This is a genomic window from Pigmentiphaga sp. NML080357 (genome assembly GCF_002188465.1).
GTDB lineage: Bacteria > Pseudomonadota > Gammaproteobacteria > Burkholderiales > Burkholderiaceae_B > Pigmentiphaga.
This window is the reverse complement of the sequence record NZ_NINW01000045.1, coordinates 25,100-45,582: the sequence shown is the minus strand read 5'-3', so window position 1 is coordinate 45,582 and position 20,483 is coordinate 25,100. Positions and strand designations below refer to the sequence as shown.

The 20,483-nt window shown below is 67.3% G+C and carries 21 protein-coding genes; 12 read left to right on the top strand and 9 right to left on the bottom strand.

The genetic code is table 11. From position 1 onward, the window contains the following. The first annotated feature begins 67 nt into the window (after positions 1-67). Together CDO44_RS20485 and CDO44_RS20480 are read left to right on the top strand one after the other, a co-directional pair. Positions 68-718: an RraA family protein gene (locus CDO44_RS20485; RefSeq protein ID WP_087782142.1), complete on the top strand. Its 651-nt coding sequence runs from the start codon at positions 68-70 to the stop codon at positions 716-718. Then, complete coding sequence (locus tag CDO44_RS20480) at positions 715-1,392, top strand: 4-carboxy-4-hydroxy-2-oxoadipate aldolase/oxaloacetate decarboxylase (RefSeq protein WP_369824699.1); 678 nt, start codon at positions 715-717, stop codon at positions 1,390-1,392. Before CDO44_RS20485 ends, CDO44_RS20480 begins: the two co-directional genes overlap by 4 nt. 201 nt (positions 1,393-1,593) lie before the next feature. Here CDO44_RS20480 and mgtE read toward each other — a convergent pair whose 3' ends face one another. The 6 genes from mgtE to CDO44_RS20445 form a co-directional block, all read right to left on the bottom strand. Further along, on the bottom strand, positions 1,594-3,063 hold the full coding sequence (gene mgtE / locus CDO44_RS20475) for a magnesium transporter (RefSeq protein ID WP_087782141.1): 1,470 nt from the start codon (positions 3,061-3,063) through the stop codon (positions 1,594-1,596). Positions 3,064-3,317: 254 nt separating this feature from the next. Then, positions 3,318-4,097 carry a monofunctional biosynthetic peptidoglycan transglycosylase gene (mtgA, locus tag CDO44_RS20470; RefSeq protein ID WP_087782140.1) on the bottom strand — a complete coding sequence of 260 codons (780 nt, stop codon included), beginning with the start codon at positions 4,095-4,097 and terminating at the stop codon, positions 3,318-3,320. A 653-nt stretch (positions 4,098-4,750) separates the two neighbouring features. Next, on the bottom strand, positions 4,751-5,596 hold the full coding sequence (aroE, locus tag CDO44_RS20460; RefSeq protein ID WP_087782138.1) for a shikimate dehydrogenase: 846 nt from the start codon (positions 5,594-5,596) through the stop codon (positions 4,751-4,753). Next, positions 5,596-6,465, bottom strand: a complete 870-nt coding sequence (locus CDO44_RS20455; protein WP_087782137.1) for an energy transducer TonB — start codon at positions 6,463-6,465, stop codon at positions 5,596-5,598. Before CDO44_RS20455 ends, aroE begins: the two co-directional genes overlap by 1 nt. 137 nt (positions 6,466-6,602) lie before the next feature. Next, positions 6,603-7,565: an NAD(P)-dependent oxidoreductase gene (locus CDO44_RS20450; protein ID WP_087782136.1), complete on the bottom strand. Its 963-nt coding sequence runs from the start codon at positions 7,563-7,565 to the stop codon at positions 6,603-6,605. Positions 7,566-7,627: 62 nt separating this feature from the next. Further along, positions 7,628-8,032: a VOC family protein gene (locus CDO44_RS20445; RefSeq protein WP_087782135.1), complete on the bottom strand. Its 405-nt coding sequence runs from the start codon at positions 8,030-8,032 to the stop codon at positions 7,628-7,630. A 216-nt stretch (positions 8,033-8,248) separates the two neighbouring features. Between CDO44_RS20445 and CDO44_RS20440 the strand changes: the two genes are divergently transcribed. From CDO44_RS20440 to CDO44_RS20420, 5 genes are all read left to right on the top strand, one after another. Next, positions 8,249-9,226 carry a tripartite tricarboxylate transporter substrate binding protein gene (locus CDO44_RS20440; protein WP_087782134.1) on the top strand — a complete coding sequence of 326 codons (978 nt, stop codon included), beginning with the start codon at positions 8,249-8,251 and terminating at the stop codon, positions 9,224-9,226. A 13-nt stretch (positions 9,227-9,239) separates the two neighbouring features. Further along, on the top strand, positions 9,240-10,463 hold the full coding sequence (locus CDO44_RS20435; protein ID WP_087782133.1) for an NAD(P)/FAD-dependent oxidoreductase: 1,224 nt from the start codon (positions 9,240-9,242) through the stop codon (positions 10,461-10,463). A 7-nt stretch (positions 10,464-10,470) separates the two neighbouring features. Beyond that, entirely contained in the window at positions 10,471-11,388 is a 918-nt protein-coding gene (locus tag CDO44_RS20430) for an alpha/beta hydrolase (protein ID WP_087782132.1), read from the top strand. 88 nt (positions 11,389-11,476) lie between these two features. Next, on the top strand, positions 11,477-11,893 hold the full coding sequence (locus CDO44_RS20425) for a RidA family protein (protein ID WP_087782131.1): 417 nt from the start codon (positions 11,477-11,479) through the stop codon (positions 11,891-11,893). 32 nt (positions 11,894-11,925) lie between these two features. After that, the gene (locus CDO44_RS20420; RefSeq protein ID WP_087782207.1) at positions 11,926-12,579 is read left to right on the top strand and encodes a GntR family transcriptional regulator; all 654 of its coding nucleotides are present in this window, start codon (positions 11,926-11,928) and stop codon (positions 12,577-12,579) included. A gap of 10 nt (positions 12,580-12,589) precedes the next feature. On the opposite strand, the gene CDO44_RS20415 is transcribed toward CDO44_RS20420, so the two are convergent. From CDO44_RS20415 to mpl, 3 genes are read right to left on the bottom strand one after another with little or no spacing between them, the layout of a single operon-like run. Continuing rightward, a complete protein-coding gene (locus CDO44_RS20415; RefSeq protein ID WP_087782130.1) occupies positions 12,590-14,647 on the bottom strand; it encodes a ribonuclease catalytic domain-containing protein in 2,058 nt (685 codons plus the stop codon). Between the two features lie 6 nt (positions 14,648-14,653). After that, positions 14,654-15,262 (bottom strand): YqiA/YcfP family alpha/beta fold hydrolase, encoded by a 609-nt coding sequence (locus CDO44_RS20410; protein WP_087782129.1) that lies wholly within the window; start codon positions 15,260-15,262, stop codon positions 14,654-14,656. Further along, positions 15,259-16,656, bottom strand: coding sequence for a UDP-N-acetylmuramate:L-alanyl-gamma-D-glutamyl-meso-diaminopimelate ligase (gene mpl / locus CDO44_RS20405; protein WP_087782128.1), 1,398 nt, complete (start codon positions 16,654-16,656; stop codon positions 15,259-15,261). The genes CDO44_RS20410 and mpl overlap by 4 nt, the downstream gene beginning before the upstream one ends. 99 nt (positions 16,657-16,755) lie before the next feature. Between mpl and CDO44_RS20400 the strand changes: the two genes are divergently transcribed. From CDO44_RS20400 to accC, 5 genes are all read left to right on the top strand, one after another. Further along, the gene (locus tag CDO44_RS20400; protein ID WP_087782127.1) at positions 16,756-17,373 is read left to right on the top strand and encodes a hypothetical protein; all 618 of its coding nucleotides are present in this window, start codon (positions 16,756-16,758) and stop codon (positions 17,371-17,373) included. After that, positions 17,370-17,903, top strand: coding sequence for a TlpA disulfide reductase family protein (locus CDO44_RS20395; RefSeq protein WP_087782126.1), 534 nt, complete (start codon positions 17,370-17,372; stop codon positions 17,901-17,903). Before CDO44_RS20400 ends, CDO44_RS20395 begins: the two co-directional genes overlap by 4 nt. A gap of 130 nt (positions 17,904-18,033) precedes the next feature. Continuing rightward, positions 18,034-18,468, top strand: coding sequence for a type II 3-dehydroquinate dehydratase (gene aroQ, locus CDO44_RS20390; RefSeq protein WP_087782125.1), 435 nt, complete (start codon positions 18,034-18,036; stop codon positions 18,466-18,468). A 22-nt stretch (positions 18,469-18,490) separates the two neighbouring features. Further along, on the top strand, positions 18,491-18,958 hold the full coding sequence (gene accB, locus CDO44_RS20385; protein WP_087782124.1) for an acetyl-CoA carboxylase biotin carboxyl carrier protein: 468 nt from the start codon (positions 18,491-18,493) through the stop codon (positions 18,956-18,958). Between the two features lie 169 nt (positions 18,959-19,127). Then, positions 19,128-20,477, top strand: a complete 1,350-nt coding sequence (gene accC / locus CDO44_RS20380) for an acetyl-CoA carboxylase biotin carboxylase subunit (protein ID WP_087782123.1) — start codon at positions 19,128-19,130, stop codon at positions 20,475-20,477. Positions 20,478-20,483 lie beyond the last annotated feature (6 nt).

Genomic DNA, 20,483 nt, shown 5'->3' with positions numbered 1-20,483 from the left:
CATCGCCGCACCGGCGGAAAGGCGGACGAAGGTCTTCGTCGCCAACGACGATCAATCGGGAGACGACATGGATCAAAACGTAGAACGCATCGCGAAACTCGATACCGCGACCCTCAGCGATGCGCTGGACAGGCTGGGCATCGCCGGCCAGTGCCACGGCATCAAGCCGAGGACGACCGATTTCAGGCTGGCCGGCCGCGCATTCACGATTCTTTACGGGCCGGCGTCCAATCCGCCCGGCACGGTGGGCGATTTCATCGACGAGGTGCCGGAAGGCCACGTCATCGTGCTGGACAACGGCGGCCGCGAGGACTGCACCGTGTGGGGCGACATCATGACCGAGATCGCCCATCGCCGCGGGCTGGGAGGCACCGTGATCGACGGCATCTGCCGCGACGTATCGCTGTGCATGCAGCTCGGGTATCCGGTCTTTAGCCGTGGCCACTGGATGCGCACGGGCAAGGATCGGGTACAGGTGGAGGCCAGCAACGTGCCGGTCAACATCGGCCAGGCCCGGGTCGCGCCCGGCGACCTGCTGCGCGGCGATGCCGACGGGCTGGTAGTGGTGCCGCAGGCGCACGAAGCCGCCGTGCTCGACGCCGCGGAAGAGATCGCCATGGTGGAAGACCGCATCCGCGAGGCAGCCCGGGGCGGCATGCGCCTGGACGAGGCGCGCCGCCAGTTCGGTTACCACACCTTGCAGACGAGGAAGAAATGAGCGCCGCCCGTTTTCCGTTCATGTCGCTGCCCACGGTCACCATCGATATCGACCGGCCGACCCCCGAGCAGCTGCGGCAAGCGGCGCAACTGCCCAGCTCGACGCTGCACGAGGCCGCCGGCAAGATCGGCGCACTGCCGTCGGCGATCAAGCCGGTTCATCCTTCGTTCCGCATTTGCGGCCCGGCCGTGACCGTGCAATCGCCGCCGGCGGACAACCTGTGGCTGCACCGCGCCATCGTGGCGGCGCAACCGGGCGACGTGCTGGTCGTGCATGTGGGCGGGCATTACGAAGCCGGCTACTGGGGGGAGGTCATGTCGCAGGCGGCCCGCGCGCGCGGGCTCGCCGGCCTGGTCATCGACGGTTGCGTGCGCGATGGCGCCATCCTCGAGCGCTTCGGGTTTCCGGTCTACGCACGCGGCCTCTGCATACGCGGCACGGGCAAGGACTTCGAGGCCAGGGGCTGGATCAATGCGCCGACGCTGTTCAACGACGTCGTCGTACACCCGGGCGACCTGATCGTGGGCGATACGGACGGCGTGGTGGCGATCCCTCGCACGCGCATCGACGAGGTTCTGGCCAAGGCGCGCCAACGCGAGGAGGACGAGGCACGCATTATCGAACGATTGGCGGCGGGAGAGAATTCGCTGGATATCTACGGCTGGAATAGGTGACCCCCCTACGCCCTGACGGGCGCCCCCCAGGGGGCGATGCGGGTGGACCGGCGGAGCCGGATCCACCGCATCCTGGGTCTAGTAGGGTTATCTTGGGTTGGGGCACCTGTGCTTCGCTGGCTGCCAGCGGTAGCAACGGTGCCATTATCCATGAAAGCCGTACTAGACCCAGGGCGCCCGAAGGCCGCTTGGGGGTGGGCCCTACATCAAGAATACGGTCGCCAAGCCCAGGAAGATGAAAAAGCCCATCGTGTCCGTGGCGAAAGTCAGGAGCACCGACGAGCCGATGGCGGGGTCCTTGCCGAAGCGGCTCCGGGTCAGCGGCACCAGCATGCCTATGCTGGCGCCGACCAGCAAGTTCAGCACCATGGCGGCCATCATGACCAGTCCCAGCGAGTAGCGGCCGGAAATCGCCCACGCGAACAGCGCGGCCACCGCGCCGCCGCCCAGCCCCACCAGAAAGGCGATCTGCAACTCACGCCGCACCAGCTTGCCGACGTTGGCGGCGTTGATGCGGCCCACGGCCAGCGCGCGGATGATGAGCGTCATGGTCTGGTTGCCGGAGTTGCCGCCTATGCCGGCGACGATGGACATCAGGAAAGCCAGGATGACGATGTGCCCGACGGTGTCCTCGAAGCGTGAGGCGACGAAGGCCGCGATCGACGCCGTGCACAGGTTGACCAGCAGCCACGGCGCCCGGTTGCGGATGGCCTGCGCGATCGGCGCGAAGATGTCTTCCTCCTGCAGGCCGGCCTTGGACAGCACCTGCTCGTCGGAGGCTTCGCGGATCACGTCCACCACCTCGTTCACCGTTACGCGCCCGATCAGGCGGCCGACGGCGTCCACCACCGGCGCCGACACCAGGTCGTAGCGCTCGAACGCGGCAGCGGCTTCGTCGGCCTCGTCCAGCGGGGCCAGCGTCAGGATCTCGGTATCCATGACGTCGGTCACCTGCGTCTCGGGATCGCTGACGATGAGGCGATTGATGGGCAGGCTGCCCATCAGCTTGTCGAGCCTGTCCACCACGAAGATCTGGTCGGTGTGGTCGGGCAGTTCCTGCAGGCGGCGCAGATAGCGCAGCACGACTTCCAGCGTCACGTCGTTGCGTACGCGGACCATTTCGAAGTCCATGATGGCGCCCACCGAATCCTCGGGGTAGCTCATGACTTCGGTCAGCCGCGCCCGTTCCTCGTCGGTCAGGCCCTTCTGGACCTCGGCCACCACTTCAGGCGGCAGGTCGGGGGCGAGGTCGGCCAGTTCGTCGGCTTCCAGGTTCTCGGCCGCCGCCACCAGCTCCTGCTGGTCCATGGTGGCGATAAGCGATTCGCGCACCCAATCGGCCACCTCGAGCAGGATCTCGCCTACGCGCTCGGGACGAACGAGTTGCCATACCGCCTGCCGGTCTTCCTTGGGCAGGGATTCGAGGATGAAGGCAATGTCCGCAGGGTGCAGGTCATCCAGCAGCGCGCCGAGTTCGGCTTCGTGCTGTCGATGGACCAAGGCTTCGATCAGGGGGGCCCGGGTATCGCCGGCTTCCTGCCGGTGGACCAGTTCTTCGACCAGGTGCTGGCGTCGCAGCAGCTCCTGGACGTGTTCCAGGGCTTCCTGGGCGTCCTCGGGCTCGAGCCGGTTGCGCTCGAGGGATTTGGGTTGCGTTGCTTGTTCGACCATCGCGCGGGAAAACACAAAACGGCCCCGCACGGGCCTGGGGTCTGGCGCCTGACGCGGGCGGACTCAGATGTGGCTCGAACGGGTGCCGGAAGACAAGGGGCCGGCTGGTAGTAAGGGTCTAGGTCGTGGCTGTGAGGCCATACCGGAAAAACAGTGCGCAGGCACTGCGGAGTTGACGACGCCGCAATTGTACGCGCGCCGAAAGGCATTCGTCAGCGCGCCCGCGCCGCTTGCCGTCTTTGGTTGCAATTGCGTCACGGAATGGCGGTGCCCGGCATCCAGCGCAGCAGCCTGTCGGTGCGCGAGGCGAGGTAGGCCGAGCCCCGGTTCTTGTCGTAGAAGCGCGGCCGGGGCAGCATCGAGGCAAGCCGCGCCGCCTGGTAGGCCGAGAGGTTGGCGGCCGAGGTACGGAAATAATGGCGCGCGGCGGCCTCGGCGCCGAAGACGCCTTCGCCCCACTCCGCGATGTTCAGGTACAGCTCGAGGATGCGCTGCTTGCTCATGACCAGCTCGATCATGTAGGTGATGACCACTTCCTGGCCCTTGCGCAGGTAGTTGCGCGAGTTGGACAGGAACAGGTTCTTGGCGACCTGCTGGGTAATGGTGGAGCCCCCGCGCATGGGCCGCCGGGGCGGCTTGCGGCCCCGCGCCAGCGCCCGTTCCGTGGCCTCGGCCAATTGCCGGTTGTGGGCATAGGCCCGTTCGACCGCATCCCAGTCGATGCCGCCGTGTTCGAGGAAATTGGCGTCTTCGGCCGCGACTGCGGCGCGCTTCAGGTTGTTGCTGATACGGTCGTAGTCCACCCATCGGTAGTCGAGCCGGCGATGCGGGTCGGTTTCCTGCAGGCGGGACAGTTCGGCGCGCATGACCGAGGTCGAGCCGGGAGGCATGTAGGCATACCAGACCACCCAGCCGAACAGCCAGACCTGATACAGCAGCACCAGCGCCACCGCGACCAGACAGAGGCGCAGGCCCGCCACGACGATGCGTGCAGGCACGGAGCGGCGACGGCGAGGCGGTCGGCGGGCGGCCATGTCAGTCCTCCATGACGCTGTGCGCCAGGTGCGACGCAGGAAAGTACGCTGCCCGATCCAGGGCACAGCGGATCCGGCTCCGCCGGTCCGCCAGCAGAGGTCCCCCAGACCCGGATTCGGCAAGAGCCCGACGCTCCATACCGAGAAACTCTCCCAGACCCAGGGCACAGCGGATCCGGCTCCGCCGGTCCGCCAGCAGAGGTCCCCCAGACCCGGATTCGGCAAGAGCCCGACGCTCCATACCGAGCAGCTCTCCCAGACCCAGGGCACAGCGGATCCGGCTCCGCCGGTCCGCCAGCAGAGGTCCCCCAGACCCGGATTCGGCAAGAGCCCGACGCTCCATACCGAGCAGCTCTCTCAGACCCAGGGCACAGCGGATCCGGCTCCGCCGGTCCGCCAGCAGAGGTCCCCCAGACCCGGATTCGGCAAGAGCCCGACGCTCCATACCGAGCAGCTCTCTCAGACCCAGGGCACAGCGGATCCGGCTCCGCCGGTCCGCCAGCAGAGGTCCCCCAGACCCGGATTCGGCAAGAGCCCGACGCTCCACACCGAGAAACTCTCCCAGACCCAGGGCACAGCGGATCCGGCTCCGCCGGTCCGCCAGTGCCGCCCCCTGGGGGGCGCGCGTCAGCGCGTAGGGGGGGGCTTTCATCTCAGGCCAATAGGTCCCGCAAGGCGGCCAGCACCGGGGCCGGATCCGGCCGCACGCCGCGCCAGATGAAGAAGCTCTCGGCCGCCTGTTCCACCAGCATGCCGAGCCCGTCGGCCACGGCGGCCGCGCCGTCGGCCGAGGCCTGGCGCATGAAGGCGGTGGGCCGGGCGGCATACATCAGGTCGTAGGCCAGTGCGCCCGGCGCGTATGCGCCGGCCGGCAGCGGGGGCGCCTCGTCCTCAAGGCTGCTCGCGGTCGCGTTGATGACCAGGTCCCAGTGTCCGTTCGCGGGCAGTTCGGCATAGCTGCTTCCGCGCAGGACGGCCCCCGCCGCAGAAGCGGAGAACGAAGCCGCCAGTTCCACCGCCCGTTGGGGCGTGCGGTTGGCGATGTCTATGCCGGCGCAGCCCGCTTCGACCAGCGGCAGCAGGATGCCGCGCGCCGCTCCCCCGGCTCCCGCCAGCAGCACGCGCGCGCCGGCCAGGCGCGCGCCCAGCCGGCGCAGGTCGTTGAGCAGGCCGACGCCGTCGGTGTTGCAGCCGTGCAGCCGGCCGTCCGCCATCCATAGCGTATTGACCGCGCCGGCGGCCTGGGCGCGCGGGCTCAGGTGGCCGCGCGCCAGGTCGAACGCCTCCAGCTTGAACGGCACGGTGACATTCAGGCCTCCGCCGCCGGCGGCGAAGAAGCCCTCGACTTGCGCCGCGAATCCGTCCACCGGCGCGCAGATCGCCTCATACGTGATCGGCTGCCCGGTCTGCTCGGCGAACCTGGCATGTATCCAGGGAGACTTGCTGTGGGCGACGGGATGGCCGATGACGGCGTAGCGGGTGTGGGAGAGGGAAGGCATCAGCCGGGTTTCGCGAATAGCTTGTCGTTGGTGAAGTACCAGGTGCGCGTGATGGCCAGCACGTCGGTGTCGCGCGCGATCTGGGGCGGAAAAGGCGCGAACGGCGTGGCGAGCGCCACGATGCGCCTGGCGGCATCGTTGAGTATTTTATGTTCCGAAGGCTTGTCGATGTCTATGCTTTCCACCGTGCCGTCGCTGCGTATGTATACCGTCATGCGCAAAGAGCCGTACACCTTTCCGCGCGCGGCCGCGGGATAGTTCTGGGTGCCGAGGGTCTCGATGCGCTCGCGCCATTGCTCGACATAGACCGCGAAACGGTATTCCGAGGTCGAAGGCGCGAAGAAATGCCGGCGCGGCCGCTTGTTGTAGTCCTCGATGCGCTGGGAGATCTCGGCGAACTGGCGCGCGAGCTGCTCGGCCCTGGCCTGCGAGGCGCTGCGTTCGCTTGCCGGCACGCCCAACGGGCCGGGCGGCGTGGGCGCGTGTCCGCGTTGCCGGGAGAGGGCCGCGGCCAGGCGGCGCTGCTCGGCTTCCAGCGCCGCCTGGCGCTGCTCGAGTTCCGCCAGCAGCTTGCCGTTGCGGTCGGCCGCGGCGTGCGGCACGGGCGCCTTGGCATGTCCGGCCATGGCGTCGCCGCCGCCGTCGCTTGCCACCTGGGCGCGCAGTTCGGCCTTGGCCGGCGCCTGCCGCGTGCCGGCATTGAGCAATACGACTTCGAGCCCGGCATCCCGTTCCGGCCGCTGCGGGCGGGGGGCGGTGAAATGCAGGATGAAGAGGATGCCGTGCGCCAGCAGGGAAATCACGATGGCGCTCATCAGGTAGCGCCGTTCGGGCCGGGTCGTCCAGTCTTCCGCCAGCCGGGCGATCATCCATGCAAGGGCGCGCCGGAACCGCGCCGGCAGCGACGTCCGTGCGGCGGCCGGCCGCGTGCCGGAGGCCGGCGCGGGCGGGGTTGTCGAGGGGGAGGGAGGAGCGGGGCGATGCGACACCCCGCGATTGTAAATCGTCAGGCGGCGGCGGTTGCCGCCTGCACGGCAAAGCGCAGCGGGCGGCCGGCCAGCCCATCGCCCAGGCTTTCCAGCATGATCTCTAGCTGTGCCAGCACCGCGGCCGGCGACCGCCCCGAGATGTGCGGCGTTACCACGACGTTGTCCAGCGCGGCCAGCTCCGCCAGCAACGCGGCCGGCGGATCGGGTTCTTCCTCCAGTACGTCCAGGCCGGCGCCGGCCACCGCGCCGCGGCGCAGCGCATCGAGCAAATCGCCCGTTTTCAGGACCGAGCCGCGCGCGACGTTGATGACAAAGCCTGCCGGGCCGAGTGCCTCGAAGACTTCCCGGTTCAACAGGTGGCGCGTGCGGGGGCCGCCGGGACAGCAGGCGAAGAGGAAATCGCTGCGCCGGGCGAGATCGAGCAGGTCGGGACAGTAGACCCCGGGCGCATCGGATTTGGGCGAGGGGTTGTGGTAGGCGATGGTGGCCCCGCATGCGGCGGCTCGCGCCGCGATGAGCCGGCCGATCTGGCCCATGCCGACGATGCCGACCTGGGACTTGTTCAGGCTGGGCCGCGGCGCGCGCAGCGAGGTCCAGCCTTCGCCGCGTGCCAGCCGTTCCGTCAGGGGCCGATAGCCGCGCGCCAGGGCCAGGGCCATGCCCAGCGCGTGATCGGCCACCGTCGCGGCGTTGGCGCCCGGCGCATTGGTGACCTGGATGCCGCGGGCATGGGCGGCGGCGACATCGATGTTCTCGGTGCCTGCGCCCATCGAGCAGACGAGCCGCAGGTTCGGCAGCGCGTCCATCTGGGTAGCGGTAAAGCCGGTCGAACCATTGGTGATCACTGCCCGTACGTCGGCCGGGGAGGCATCGTGCCAGTCGGGCGGGGACGTCGCGCCGTCGTGCAGCCGGTAGTGGCGGGCCAGGCCATCGCGCAGGCCTGGAGGCAGGGCGATGATGGATAACACGTGCAGGGTCATGAACGCTTCCTGGAATGTTCGCGGGCCGCCGCGCCGGGCGGCCACGGCGCGGCCATGAATGGTCAGGCGGGGGTGACTTCCTTCACGGCGCCTTTCCACCCATTTTCCGTGATGTCGAAGACCGTCCCGTCCGGCATCCGGTATTTGACCTCGTAGAACACGTTGGGGTCGGTCTCCTTGCGCCCCGTCAGGTAGGTGCCGCCAGCCTGGGTGATGCGTTTCTCCGCTTCCTCGAGGTTGTCGACCCACATGCCGAAGTGGATCACGCCCCGCACGTCCTTCAGGCCGGCGTAGCCGGGCACCGTTTCGTCGGCGAAGTTGAGCAGCGCGACGTTCATCACGCCGTCCGTCATATAGATGCCACGCATGGCCTTGCCGGCACGCCGCATGCCGAAGGCCTGTTCGAAGAATTGCGCCGCGGCTTCGGGATCTTCGACCGAGAGGGCGATATGCCTGAGTTTTTCCATGAGATCTCCTGGTGGTGAGGGGCGAGAGATGGGGCTTTCCATTTGTTGGTGTTCCATTTTATATTACAGGTATACCAAATACAAAAATTGATTTTTATTAATTGTTATGTGAATACCTAACGTAATTTTGGCATGTAAGTTGCATGGGATGCCGCGTGTGGTCGGTACCTGGGCGCAGCCGCGCCCGCCGGCCATCTAACCAATCGGGAGCTCAGCATGGGAAAGCAACTCAGGTCTTTCGTGGCGGCAGCGGCATTGGCCGTGTCCGCAACGGCGGGGGCGTCGGCCACCGCGGCACCATGGCCGGTACGGCCCATCACTATCGTGGTGCCGTATGCACCCGGGGGGAACACCGACCTGATGGCGCGCCTGATCGGCGAACGCCTGGCCAAGGCGTTCCAGTCGCCCGTGGTGGTGGACAACAAGGCCGGCGCGGCGGGCCTGATCGCGGCGGAGTTCGTGGCGCGTTCGCCCGCCGACGGCTACACCCTGTTCATGGGCACGCTGACCCAGATATCCACGGCGCCCTTCACCAACAAGATCCGCTATGACCCCGTCAAGGATTTCGTGCCCATCGCCAACGTGGGGGGCAACCCGTTCGTAATCACTGTCAATGCGCGCGTGCCTGCGCGCGACGTGCAGGAGCTGGTGGCCTATGCCAAGCGCAATCCCGGCAAGCTGAACATGGGCAACGCCGGCGTCGGCGGCCTCACGCACCTGTCCGGGCTGGTCTTCGCCAAGTACGCAGGCATCGACGTGGTGGAGGTGCCGTACAAGGGCGCGTCGCTCGCGCTGGGCGACGTGGTGGCGGGGCAGATCGACATGTATTCGGGCAACCTCTCCGAGGTCGTGCCCTATGCCGCCGACGCCCGCGTCCGGCTGCTGGGCGTGTCGAGCAAGAACCGGGTCAAGCAGTTGCCCGCCGTGCCGGCGCTGGCCGAATCGCTGCCCGGGATCCCCGTGGTCGAGACCTGGAATGGCCTCTTGGGGCCGGCGGGCATGCCGGCGGACGTGGTGGACAAGATATCGGCCGCGGTGCTGGCCGCCCAGGCGGATCCGGCATTCCGGAAAAAACTCGAGGACGTGGGCATCACTCCGCTGCCCGAGGCCAAAGAGCAGTTCGCCGAACGCATCCAGCGCGATATCGCCGCCTGGAAACCCGTAATCGAAATGGCCGGCATCAGGCCGGAGTGAGGAGACGAGCACCATGACGCAGAAAGACAAGCAGCGCGTGCTTATCGTCGGCGCCGGACCCGTGGGCATGGTCTGCGCGCTGGCGTTGAACAGGCAGGGCATCCCGGTGACGGTGTTCGAGCAGGAGCCCGGTCCCGTCAAGGACCAGCGCGCGGCTTCCATCCATCCGACCACGCTGGCGATGCTGGACGAGCTGGACGTCACGCGCGCCATCGTTCCGCGCGGCCTCGTCTCGGAGACCTACCAATACCGGGACCGGGTCAGCGGCAAGCTCATCGCCGAGTTCGACCTGCGCCGGTTGGCGGACGTATTCAAGTTTCCGTTCGTGCTGCAGTACGAGCAGTACAAGCTGACGCACGACATCGCCGAGCAATACGCCAATGAGTCGGATTTCGACGTGCGCTACGGCCACGCGGTGACCCACATCGAACAGCACGCCGATTATGTGGAGATCGCGGCGAGCGGGCCCGATGGCATCCGGCGCTATCGAGGCGCCTATCTCATCGGCGCCGACGGCGGCCGCAGCACGGTGCGCAAGGCGGCCGACATCGCTTTCGAGGGCTTCACCTACCAGGAGCGATTCATCAAGATCGCCACCACTTTCGATTTCCAGCGGGCGCATCCCGATTACGCCTACCGCAACTACTTCTCCGATCCCGACGAATGGTGCAACCTCTTCAAGGTGCGGGGCGAGGACGGCGAGGGGTTGTGGCGCGCCATCTTTCCCACGCGCGTGGACGAAACCGAAGAGGAAGCGCTCAGCGAAGCGGGCGTTGAGGCCCGCCTGCAGAAATTCTTTCCCAAGGCCGGCCGCTACGAGGTCGCCTATTGCAACGTGTACGGCGTGAACCAGCGCGTGGCGCAGACCTTCCGCCGCGGGCGGGTGCTGCTGGCCGGGGACGCCGCGCACGTCAACAATCCCATCGGCGGCATGGGCATGAACGGCGGCATCCACGACGCCGTCAATCTTGCCGGCAAGCTGGGCGCGGTGCTGACGCGCGGCGCGGACGATGCGCTGCTGGACCTCTACAGCCGCCAGCGGCGCCATGCCGCGGTGGCATTCGTGCAGGCGCAGACCATCGCCAACAAGAAAATGCTGGAAGAAAAGGACGAGCGCAGCCGCCAGGAAAAATTCGAAGAGCTGGCTCGCACCGCGGACGATCCGGCCGGCGCGCGGCAGTACATGCGCCGCGCGTCGCTGCTGGAGAGCCTGGAAACCGCCAACGCGATCACTTGAGGATGACATGATCGATCCCACCCGCACGCTGGGCAGCCTGCCGCCGGAGCAGGCCGCCGAACTGGAGCGCGCAGGCCCCGTCTGGGGCACCGACATCAACCGGTTTCGCGATCGGGTCGTGCAGATGTATACGCCGCTGGTCGCCGCCGCCCCCAAGGAGGGCATCGCGGTCGCGCGCGACCTGCCTTATGGCGGCAGCGCCCGGCAGGTGCTGGACGTGTTCACGCCCGATGGCGCGCGCAACGCCGATGTCGCGGTCTTTGTCCACGGCGGGGCGTTCATTCGCGGTTCCAAGAGCGCCAATGGCCATATCTACGACAACGTCTCGTACTGGTTCGCGCGCCAGGGCCTGGTGGCGGTCAACATGGAATACCGCCTGGCCGCCGAGGCGCCGTTTCCGGGCGGCGCCGACGACGTGGCCGCGGCCGTGCGCTGGCTGGCCCGCCGCGTGGGCGAGTTCGGCGGCAACCCGCGCCGCATGTTCCTGATCGGCCATTCCGCGGGCGGCACGCACGTGGCCACCTATTGCTTCGATCCCCGCCGCGGCTATGCTCCCGATCCAGGCGTGCGCGGCGCGGTTCTCGTCAGTGCGCGCCTGAAGGCCGATACGCTGCCGGGGAATCCGAACGCGAAGGCCGTCGAGGCCTACTTCGGCAGCGACGCGTCCCGCTACGAGGCCGACTCTCCCATGGCGCATGCCGCCGCCTCCGACCTGCCGGTCATGGTCGCCATCGCGCAATACGAAAACCCCTACCTGGACCTGTACGGGCTGGAGTTCTGCCAGCGGCTGGCCCAGGCGCGGGGCTACGTGCCCCGTTTCGTGCAACTGATGCGGCACAACCATACGTCCATCGTCGCCCACTTCGATAGCGGCGAGGAGTCGCTGGGCCGCGAGATCCTGGATTTCTTCCGCAGCGTCCCCTGAGCGCGCCCTTTTTGCCGGGCGGCCGAGGCCATGATCCGCCGAGCCCCGCCGCCCCTCCTTGTTTTCCCTTTTCCTTCAGAGATTCGCCATGAGTGATTCCGCGACGCTGTCCACCCGCGCCCAGCCGCTGGGCAAATATCCTCCCTTCAAGCGGGTGGGCGACTTCATCTACTTGTCGGGCATCAGCGCCCGGATGCCGGACGGTTCCATCGCCGGCACGACGCGGCATGCCGATGGCAGCGTGACGCGCGACGTCGAGGTGCAGACCCGGGTGGTAATCGAGAACGTGCGTGCCACCCTGGCCGAGGCAGGCGCGGACCTGGCCGACTGCGTAGACATCCTGGTATTCCTGACCGATATGCAGGATTTCCCGAAATACAATGCGGTATACGGCGAGTATTTCGAGGCAGGCGGTCCGGCGCGCACCACGGTTGCGGTCAGCGCGCTTCCGCGTCCCGATATGGTCGTCGAGATGAAAGCGGTGGCCTGGCGGCCCCGACCGTGACGACGCATGCGTTCCAGACTAACCAGGTAGTCATGTCTACGATTTCTTCCAGGATTTCCAAGCTGCTGGCCGAGCAGATCATCGACGGCACCTACCCGCCGGGCAGCAAGCTCGAGGAGCGGTCGCTGGCCGAGAAATTCAACGTCTCCCGCACGCCTATCCGCGAGGCCTTGCGCGAACTGGGAAGCCGGGGGCTGGTCGAGGTGATGCCGCGGCGAGGCGTAGTGGTGGCTTCCATCGGCGTCAAGGAGCTGGCCAAGCTGCTCGAGGCCGACTGCGAGCTGGAGGCCTTGTGCGCGCGCCGCGCCGCCGAATGCATGACGGCGATGGAAAAGAAGGAGCTCGAGTTCATCTACGAGCAGAGCGCCGGTTTCGCCGAGAAGGGGGATACCGTGGGCTACCTGGACAACAACCGGCAGTTCCATGCCTTGATCCTGGCCGGCGCGCACAACGAAGTGCTGGCCGACATGGTGGCCGACCTGCGCGAGCGCCTGGCTCCGTTCCGCCAGGCCCAGGCGCAGGTGCACGATAGGCTCACGGTGTCGCACGACGAGCACGAACCCATCGTCAAGGCCATCCTGAGCGGCGACAGCGAGGGCGCGTACAACGCCATGCGCAACCATCACGCCCGCCTCAGCAACAACGTGCTGCGGCTGATCCGCTCGCGCCAGGACGCGGCGGCCTGATACCGGCCCGTCAGGAAGCGGGGGGATCTTCCCCCGGTTCGCCGGAGGCCGGGGCGGTCTCGGCCGAGCCGCCGTCCAGGCGCGCATCCGCGGGATCGGGACCGTCCGCGGCGTCCACTTCGGCTACTTCCGCGCCATCCTGGCCGGACGGTTCGTCCTCGATGTCCTCGTCGCCGGCCGCGGCCTCCACCACATCCAGGAAGCGGCAGTCCAGGCTCAGGTCCAGTTCGTCGTCGCCCATGATCTCCAGCATGACGTGCCGGCCCCGCTCCAGGTCGGGCAGGGTGCCCACGCGCGTATAGAACGGGGCGTCCCTGAGCCTGACCAGGTCCTCGCGCAGCACCACTGCTTCCACCCGGCGCAGGCCTTCCTGCTTGAGCCATCGCAGGCACCAGAACCGTTCCATGGCTTGCTGGAAGTCGGCATAAGCGCCGTACTTGGCCTCGAAGGCGCTGATGATCGCGTACAGGTCGGCCTCGCGAGGCTTGAACGGCGCCACCAGGCGCGCCGATACGCCATGGTCGATGGCCGCGATCAGCTGGCCCTGGTTGACGAGGTCCACGTAGCGCCGCAGCGGCGAGGTGCACCATGCATACTGGGGCACGCCTATGGAGTCGTGGGGCGCGGCCGCCGTCCCCATGCGCACGCGGCCCATCTGCTGGGAACGATAGATGCCCGGCACGCCGCAGGATGCCAGCAGCCCGCCCCACAGGCTATTGGCCAATATCATGTATTCGGCCACCAGGCGGTCCAGCGGAGCGTTGCGCTTGCGCTGCTCGATGCGGACCCGGGCCTCGTCGGGCCGGTCGGGGTCGCCGTCCACGTAGAAGCTGAAATCGGTCCTGTTGTTCGATTCCGGCTTGCCGCGCACCTCGTCGCGCCTGGCGGACAAGGCCTTGGCCAGGCGCCAGAGCGGCCGGAACACGTGGCCGTAAGGCACGTCGGCGGCCGGGTCGTCGAGCTGCGCTTCGCCGACCAGGTCGTCCAGGATGTTGTGGCGCAGGTTCTCGCGCACGACGATGCGTTCGATGCGCGACTCGTGCGACAGCACCTCGCCGGTGTCGGGGTCGGCGACGACGTACAGCGAGACGGCCGGCACGGGCTTGCCGGCGTCCAGCGAGAACGCTTCGATGACCTCGTCCGGCTGCATGGGGATCTTGGCGCCGGGCATGTACACCGTGGACATGCGCGCGCGCGCCAGGGCGTCCAGCCCGCTGTCGCGCGTGACGGCCAGCCCGGGCGCGGCGATGTGGATGCCCACGCGCAGCGTGCCGTCGTCCTGCTGCTGCACCGACAGGGCGTCGTCGATCTCGGTGGTGGTGATGTCGTCCACCGAGTAGGCTTCCACCTCGGCCAGCGGCAGGTCGCGCGCGACGGGCGGGACCTCGGCCGGCGCGAATCCCGTGCCGCGCGGGAAATGCTGGGTGTAGAAGCGGCGCTTGTGGATGGCGATGGCGCTGGGGAAGGCGCCCAGGTTCATCAGCAGCCGCTCGGGCCGCACCTGCAGCTGGGTGCAGGCGGCGTCGAGGGCCTTCCATTCCAGCGTGTTCTTGTCGGGCTTGAACAGCAGCGTCTCGGCCTGCCGGGCCAGCGGTTCGGGCAACGTGCCGGCCTTGATCTCGTCCACCCAGGCCTGCTGCTGCTCGGCCTGGCGCTGCTTTTTCTCGAGCGCGGCCAGCGCGGCAGCGAGGATGTCGGGCGGGGCCGGACGGTACTTGCCCTTGCCGCGGCGATGAAAGTAGACCGGGGCGCTGTGTACGCGCAGCAGCATGGCGGCCTGTTCGACCGGGGTGGGAGGGTGGCCGTAGTATTCCTCGGCCAGCGCCGGTATCTCGAACTCTTCCTTGGGCGCGCATTCCCAGAGGAATTCCAGGTCGAGTTCCTGCGATGCCGCTTCCGCCTGCTTGAGCAGCGCCTCGGGGCCGGGTTGTTCGAACCGCACGATGACCGCGGATTTCTTGATCTTGCTGCGCTTGCCGCTGGCCGCCTCCACCTGGAGGCTGGCGTCGGTTTCGCTCAGGATGGTGGCGGCCTTGAACCCGCCGTCATCCTCATAAAGGACATGCATTGCGTGTTATCCAGGGGAAGATTCGTCGTTCGCGGCATCGGCGAAATCCAGGACCTCGGGCAGGTAGCGGTCGAAATCGCCGATGCCGTGGTCGCTGCCCTCGATGATGTGCTGCCGCGCGCCCGGGTAGTGGTCGCGCATCTCGCGCCAGTCCAGCACCTCGTCGCCAGTGGCCGCCAGTAGATAGTAGCGGCTGGGCCGGGTGATGCGGGCCACTTCGTAGGCCCGCAGTTCTTCCACGTGGGCGGCGGTGAACGTGAAGGGCTGGTCATCGTGGTAGGACCGATGCTCGCCCACCTGCGTGGCCAGGTCGCGCGCGGCATGCACGACCGGGTTGAGCAGCGCGGCGCGGCATCCCAGCCGTTCGGCCAGCCAGGTTGCGTAATAGCCGCCCAGCGACGAGCCGACCAGGGTCAGCTCCCGCCCGGCGGCGCGGTCGTGCGATTGCATGTCGCGCGCCAGCGATTCGGCCAGCGCCATCGCCTCGCGCGGGCTGGCCGGCAACTGCGGGCAGGCCCATTCCCGCTGCCGTCCGCGCCGGGCCATGGCCTGGGCCAGCAGGCGTGCCTTGTACGAGGAAGGCGAGGAGCGAAAACCGTGCAGGTAGAGAATCATGCGTCGCTTCCGGAGCCGCGGCCGGCCAGCGCCTGCAGCAGCTTGCCATGCACGCCGCCGAAACCGCCGTTGCTCATGACCACGATGTGGTCCCCAGGCCGGGCCGCGGCGGCGATCGCCGCGACCATGGCCGGCAGGTCGGACCACGCGCTGGCGCGCTCGCCCAGGGGCGCCAGCGCCTCGGCCGGGTCCCAGCCAAGGGCATGCTTGCCGTCTTTTTCGCCGAAGCAGAAGACCAGGTCGGCGTGCGCCAGCGACCCGGGGAGCTGGGCCTTCATGGCGCCCAGCTTCATCGTATTGGAGCGCGGTTCGAGCACCGCCAGGATGCGTCCATCGGGAGCCCGCGTCCGCAGGCCGGCCAGCGTCGTGGCGATGGCGGTGGGGTGGTGGGCGAAGTCGTCGTACACCCGTATCCCGTTCACCGTGCCGCGCAGTTCCATGCGCCGCTTGACGCCGGCAAATCGGCCGAGCGCCGCCACGGCCTCGGCCGGCGCGACGCCCACGTGCTCCGCGGCGGCCATGGCCGCCAGCGCGTTCATGCGGTTGTGCTCGCCGCTCAGCGCCCAGCCGATGCGGCCGACGGAAGCGCCGCGGTGGACAACCTCGAAAGATCCGTCCGCTTGCTCCGGTCCCGCCTGCCAGACGCCATCTGCGCCGAACGTGACCGCTTCGGACCAGCATCCGCGGGCAAGTACCCGCTCGATCGCCGGGCTGTGCGTGGGTGCCACGATGCGGCCCTGGCTGGGAATGGTGCGGATCAGGTGGTGGAATTGGGTCTCGATCGCCGCCAGATCGGGGAAGATGTCGGCGTGATCGTATTCGAGGTTGTTCAGGATGGCGGTGCGGGGCCGATAGTGGACGAACTTGGAACGCTTGTCGAAAAAAGCCGTGTCGTATTCATCTGCCTCGATCGCGAACACGGGGCGTGCGGCGCCCCGCGCCGGCGAGAGCCGGGCCGAGACGCCGAAGTCCTGCGGCACGCCGCCCACCAGGAACGACGGCGCGAGGCCCGCCGCCTCGAGGATCCAGGCGAGCATCGAGGTCGTCGTGGTCTTGCCGTGCGTGCCCGCCACGGCAAGCACGTGATGGCCGGGCAGCACGTGCTCGCCCAGCCACTGCGGTCCCGATACATAGGGCAGTCCCTCGTTCAGGATGGCTTCCATCAGCGGGTTGCCCCGGCTGACGACGTTCCCCACCACGAACAAATCGGGCTTGAGACGGGTCTGATCTGCATCGTAGCCTTCGACCAGGTCTATGCCTTGCTCCATGAGCTGCGTGCTCATGGGCGGATAGACGCCGGCGTCGCAGCCGGTGACGCGATGGCCGGCCGCCCGCGCGATCAGCGCCAGGCCGCCCATGAAGGTGCCGCAGATGCCGAGGATGTGTAGATGCATGGTTGCCTGCTTCCGGTCGGGGTATGGATTGTAGACGCCCGGGCCGGCGGCGCCGCGGGACACGAAGTATGATGTCGGGGTCACCCCCTTGGAGCAATCATGTCGTTTTCTTCTTTGCGCCAGGAAATCGCCGCTGCCGCGGCCCGGATGATCGCCGAGGACGGGCTGGACTACAGTACCGCCAAGCGCAAGGCGGTCAAGCAGCTGGTGGGGTCGGGCACCCTGCCCAGGGGCGACGTGCTGCCGGACAACGACGAAATTGAAACCGAGGTCCGCGAGTACCAGGCGTTGTTCATGGGCGATACCCAGCCCGCCCGGCTGGCGAGGCTGCGCCGGGTGGCGCTGTCGGTCATGGAACTGCTCGACCGCTTCCAGCCCTACCTGGTCGGCCCCGTCTGGAACGGCACCGCCGGCGAGCATTCCGACATCGCGCTGCAGTGCTTCGCCGACTCTTCCAAGGAAGTCGAGATTTTCCTGATCAACCATGGCATCAAGTACGAAGTGGGCGAACGCCCGGATTTCCGTGGCCGAGGCAAGGTCGAGGCGCTTTATTTCCTGTGGCAGGGGGAAGGCGTCATGTTGAGCATCTATGATGGCCTGGCCCTGCGGGGCGCCCTCAAGCCCGGCGCCGACGGCCGCGCCGAACGCGGCGATGCCCGCGCCGTGGCCCGTCTTCTCGACGACGTCGCGGGAAGCTTGCAGGGGGAGACTGCATGAGCGTTTCCAGCAAGCGCCGACAGCTGCTGCTCTACGGCGGCGCCGGCGTGGCGGCTGCCGTTCTCGGCGGCGGAGTGGCCTGGTGGCGGCTTTCGCCCGGCGCCGCTTCCGACCGGGCCGTCAATATCCTCTATGCGCAGACGCTCGAGGGCCTGGACGGCCGCTCCTACCCCTTCGAGCAATGGCGGGGCCGCCGGCTGGTCGTCAATTTCTGGGCGACCTGGTGCCCGCCATGCGTCGACGAGATGCCCGAGCTCGACATGCTTCACAAAGAATTCGCCAACGAGGCCCAGTTTGTCGGGATCGGCATCGATTCGGCCTCGAACATGCAAAAATTCGTCCAGAAGGTTCCGGTAGGTTATCCTTTGTTGATTGCCGGCAACGTCGGGACCGAGCTGGCGCGCGAGCTGGGCAACACCAGTGGCGGGTTGCCGTTTACCGTTGTAATCGATGAAAAAGGGGCCGTGATCCACCAGTATTCAGGGCGGATCAAGCCGGATGTGCTGCGCGGCGTCCTGGTGCCGGCGTGAGAAACGCCTCTTCCGGCAAGCCGGCCGGGACGTTTTCGGCCTGGCCGGAGCCGCGAATTCGTTACAATTGATAGACAATATGGCGTGTTTTGCGTAAAAATCGCGCCCTTCCATATCGCAACGCAGGCATATGGCCCATCGCATACTGGTTTTGCACGGCCCGAATCTGAATCTGCTCGGCACGCGCGAGCCCGGTATCTATGGTGCGACCACATTGGCCGACATCGATGCCCGCCTGCAGGCGCTGGCGCAGCAGCATGGCGCCTCGCTCGACTCGTTCCAGACCAACCATGAAGGGGCGCTGGTCGACCGCATCCAGGCGGCAGCGGGTGAAGGTGTCGACTTCATCGTGATCAATCCGGCGGCGTTCACGCACACCAGCGTGGCGGTCAGGGATGCGCTGGCTGCGGTGGCGGTGCCTTTCATAGAAGTCCATTTGTCGAACGTGCACAAGCGGGAAGCCTTTCGGCACCGTTCGTATTTTTCCGACCTGGCCGTCGGCGTGATCGCCGGGCTGGGCGCTGATGGTTACGAAGCGGCCGTGCGCTACGCGCTGTCGCATTGAAGAAAATTATTGGGGAAGCCCCATGGATCTTAGAAAACTGAAAACCTTGATCGACCTGGTTGCCGAGTCCGGTATCGCCGAACTCGAGATCACCGAGGGCGAAGGCAAGGTGCGCATCGTCAAATTCGCGCAAGGCGGCCAGGTCGGCGCTGCGCCGGCGGTCCAGGCCTACCAGGTCGTGCCCCAGGCGCCCGCCGCCCCGGCCCCTGCCGCCGAAGCGGCCCCCGCGGCGGCGCCGGCCCCGGTCGTCGCCCAGGGCCACATCGTCAAGTCGCCCATGGTGGGCACCTTCTACCGCGCGCCCAATCCGGGCGCGCCGGCGTTTGTGGACGTCGGCCAGGCGGTCAAGGAAGGCGATCCCCTGTGCATCATCGAGGCCATGAAGCTGCTCAACGAGATCGAAGCCGACAAGGCCGGCACCATCAAGGAAATCCTGGTCGAGAACGGCCAGCCGGTCGAGTTCGGTCAACCTCTGTTCGTGATCGGCTGAATCGGTCGACACCATGCGCATCGACACCCTGCTCGTTGATGCGCCCCACACCGTGTTATCAGTCGGGCGCCCGGACCGGCGCGCCGGAGCCGGCAAGGCGCCTTCCGCCGCGGCCCCGCCGAAGCAAGCCGACCAGATCCGTCGTCCGACTTTTTCAGGACATTCGTTCATGTTTGAAAAGATCCTGATCGCCAATCGCGGGGAAATCGCCCTGCGCATCCAGCGCGCCTGCCGCGAGCTGGGGATCAAGAGTGTGGTCGTGCACTCCGAGGCCGACCGCGAGGCCAAATACGTCAAGCTGGCCGACGAATCGGTATGCATCGGACCCGCGCCTTCGCGCGAGAGCTATCTGAACATGCCGGCCATCATTTCGGCGGCCGAGGTGACCGACGCCGAAGCCATCCATCCCGGCTACGGCTTCCTGTCCGAGAATGCCGATTTCGCCGAACGGGTCGAGAAAAGCGGCTTCGTGTTCATCGGCCCCAAGCCTGAATCCATCCGCCTGATGGGCGACAAGGTCAGCGCCAAGCAGGCCATGATCGCCGCGGGCGTGCCCGTGGTGCCCGGATCCGATGGCGCGTTGCCCGACGATCCCAAGGAAATCATCCAGATTGCCCGCAAGATCGGCTATCCGGTCATCATCAAGGCAGCGGGCGGCGGCGGGGGCCGGGGCATGCGCGTGGTCCATACCGAGGCCGCGCTGCTCAATGCCGTGACCATGACGCGCTCGGAAGCGGGCGCCGCGTTCAACAATCCCGACGTGTACATGGAGAAGTTCCTCGAGAACCCTCGCCACGTCGAGATCCAGGTGCTGGCCGACGGCCAGCGCGGCGCCATCTGGCTGGGCGAGCGCGATTGCTCCATGCAGCGCCGCCACCAGAAAATCATCGAGGAAGCGCCGGCGCCGCACATTCCGCGCCGGCTCATCGACCGCATCGGCGACCGCTGCGCCGACGCCTGCCGCAAGATCGGCTATCGCGGCGCGGGCACGTTCGAGTTCCTGTACGAGAACGGCGAGTTCTATTTCATCGAGATGAACACGCGCATCCAGGTCGAGCATCCCGTGACCGAGGCGATCACCGGCGTGGACCTGGTGCAGGAGCAGATCCGCATCGCCGCCGGCGAGAAGCTGCGGCTGCGCCAGCGCGACATCATTTTCCGCGGCCACGCCATCGAGTGCCGCATCAATGCCGAGGATCCGTTCCGCTTCACGCCCAGCCCGGGCCGCATCACCAATTGGCACGTTCCCGGCGGCCCCGGCATCCGCGTCGATTCGCACGTCTACAATGGGTATTTCGTCCCGCCCAACTACGACTCCATGATCGCCAAGGTGATCGCCTTCGGCGACACGCGCGACCAGGCGCTGGCCCGGATGCGCATCGCGCTGTCGGAAATGGCCGTAGATGGAATTTCGACCAATATCGCGCTGCACCGGGAGTTGCTCCAGGATGCCCGCTTCATCGAGGGCGGCACCAACATCCATTATCTGGAGCATCGTCTGGCGCAGCGTCCGGACTAAGAGCCC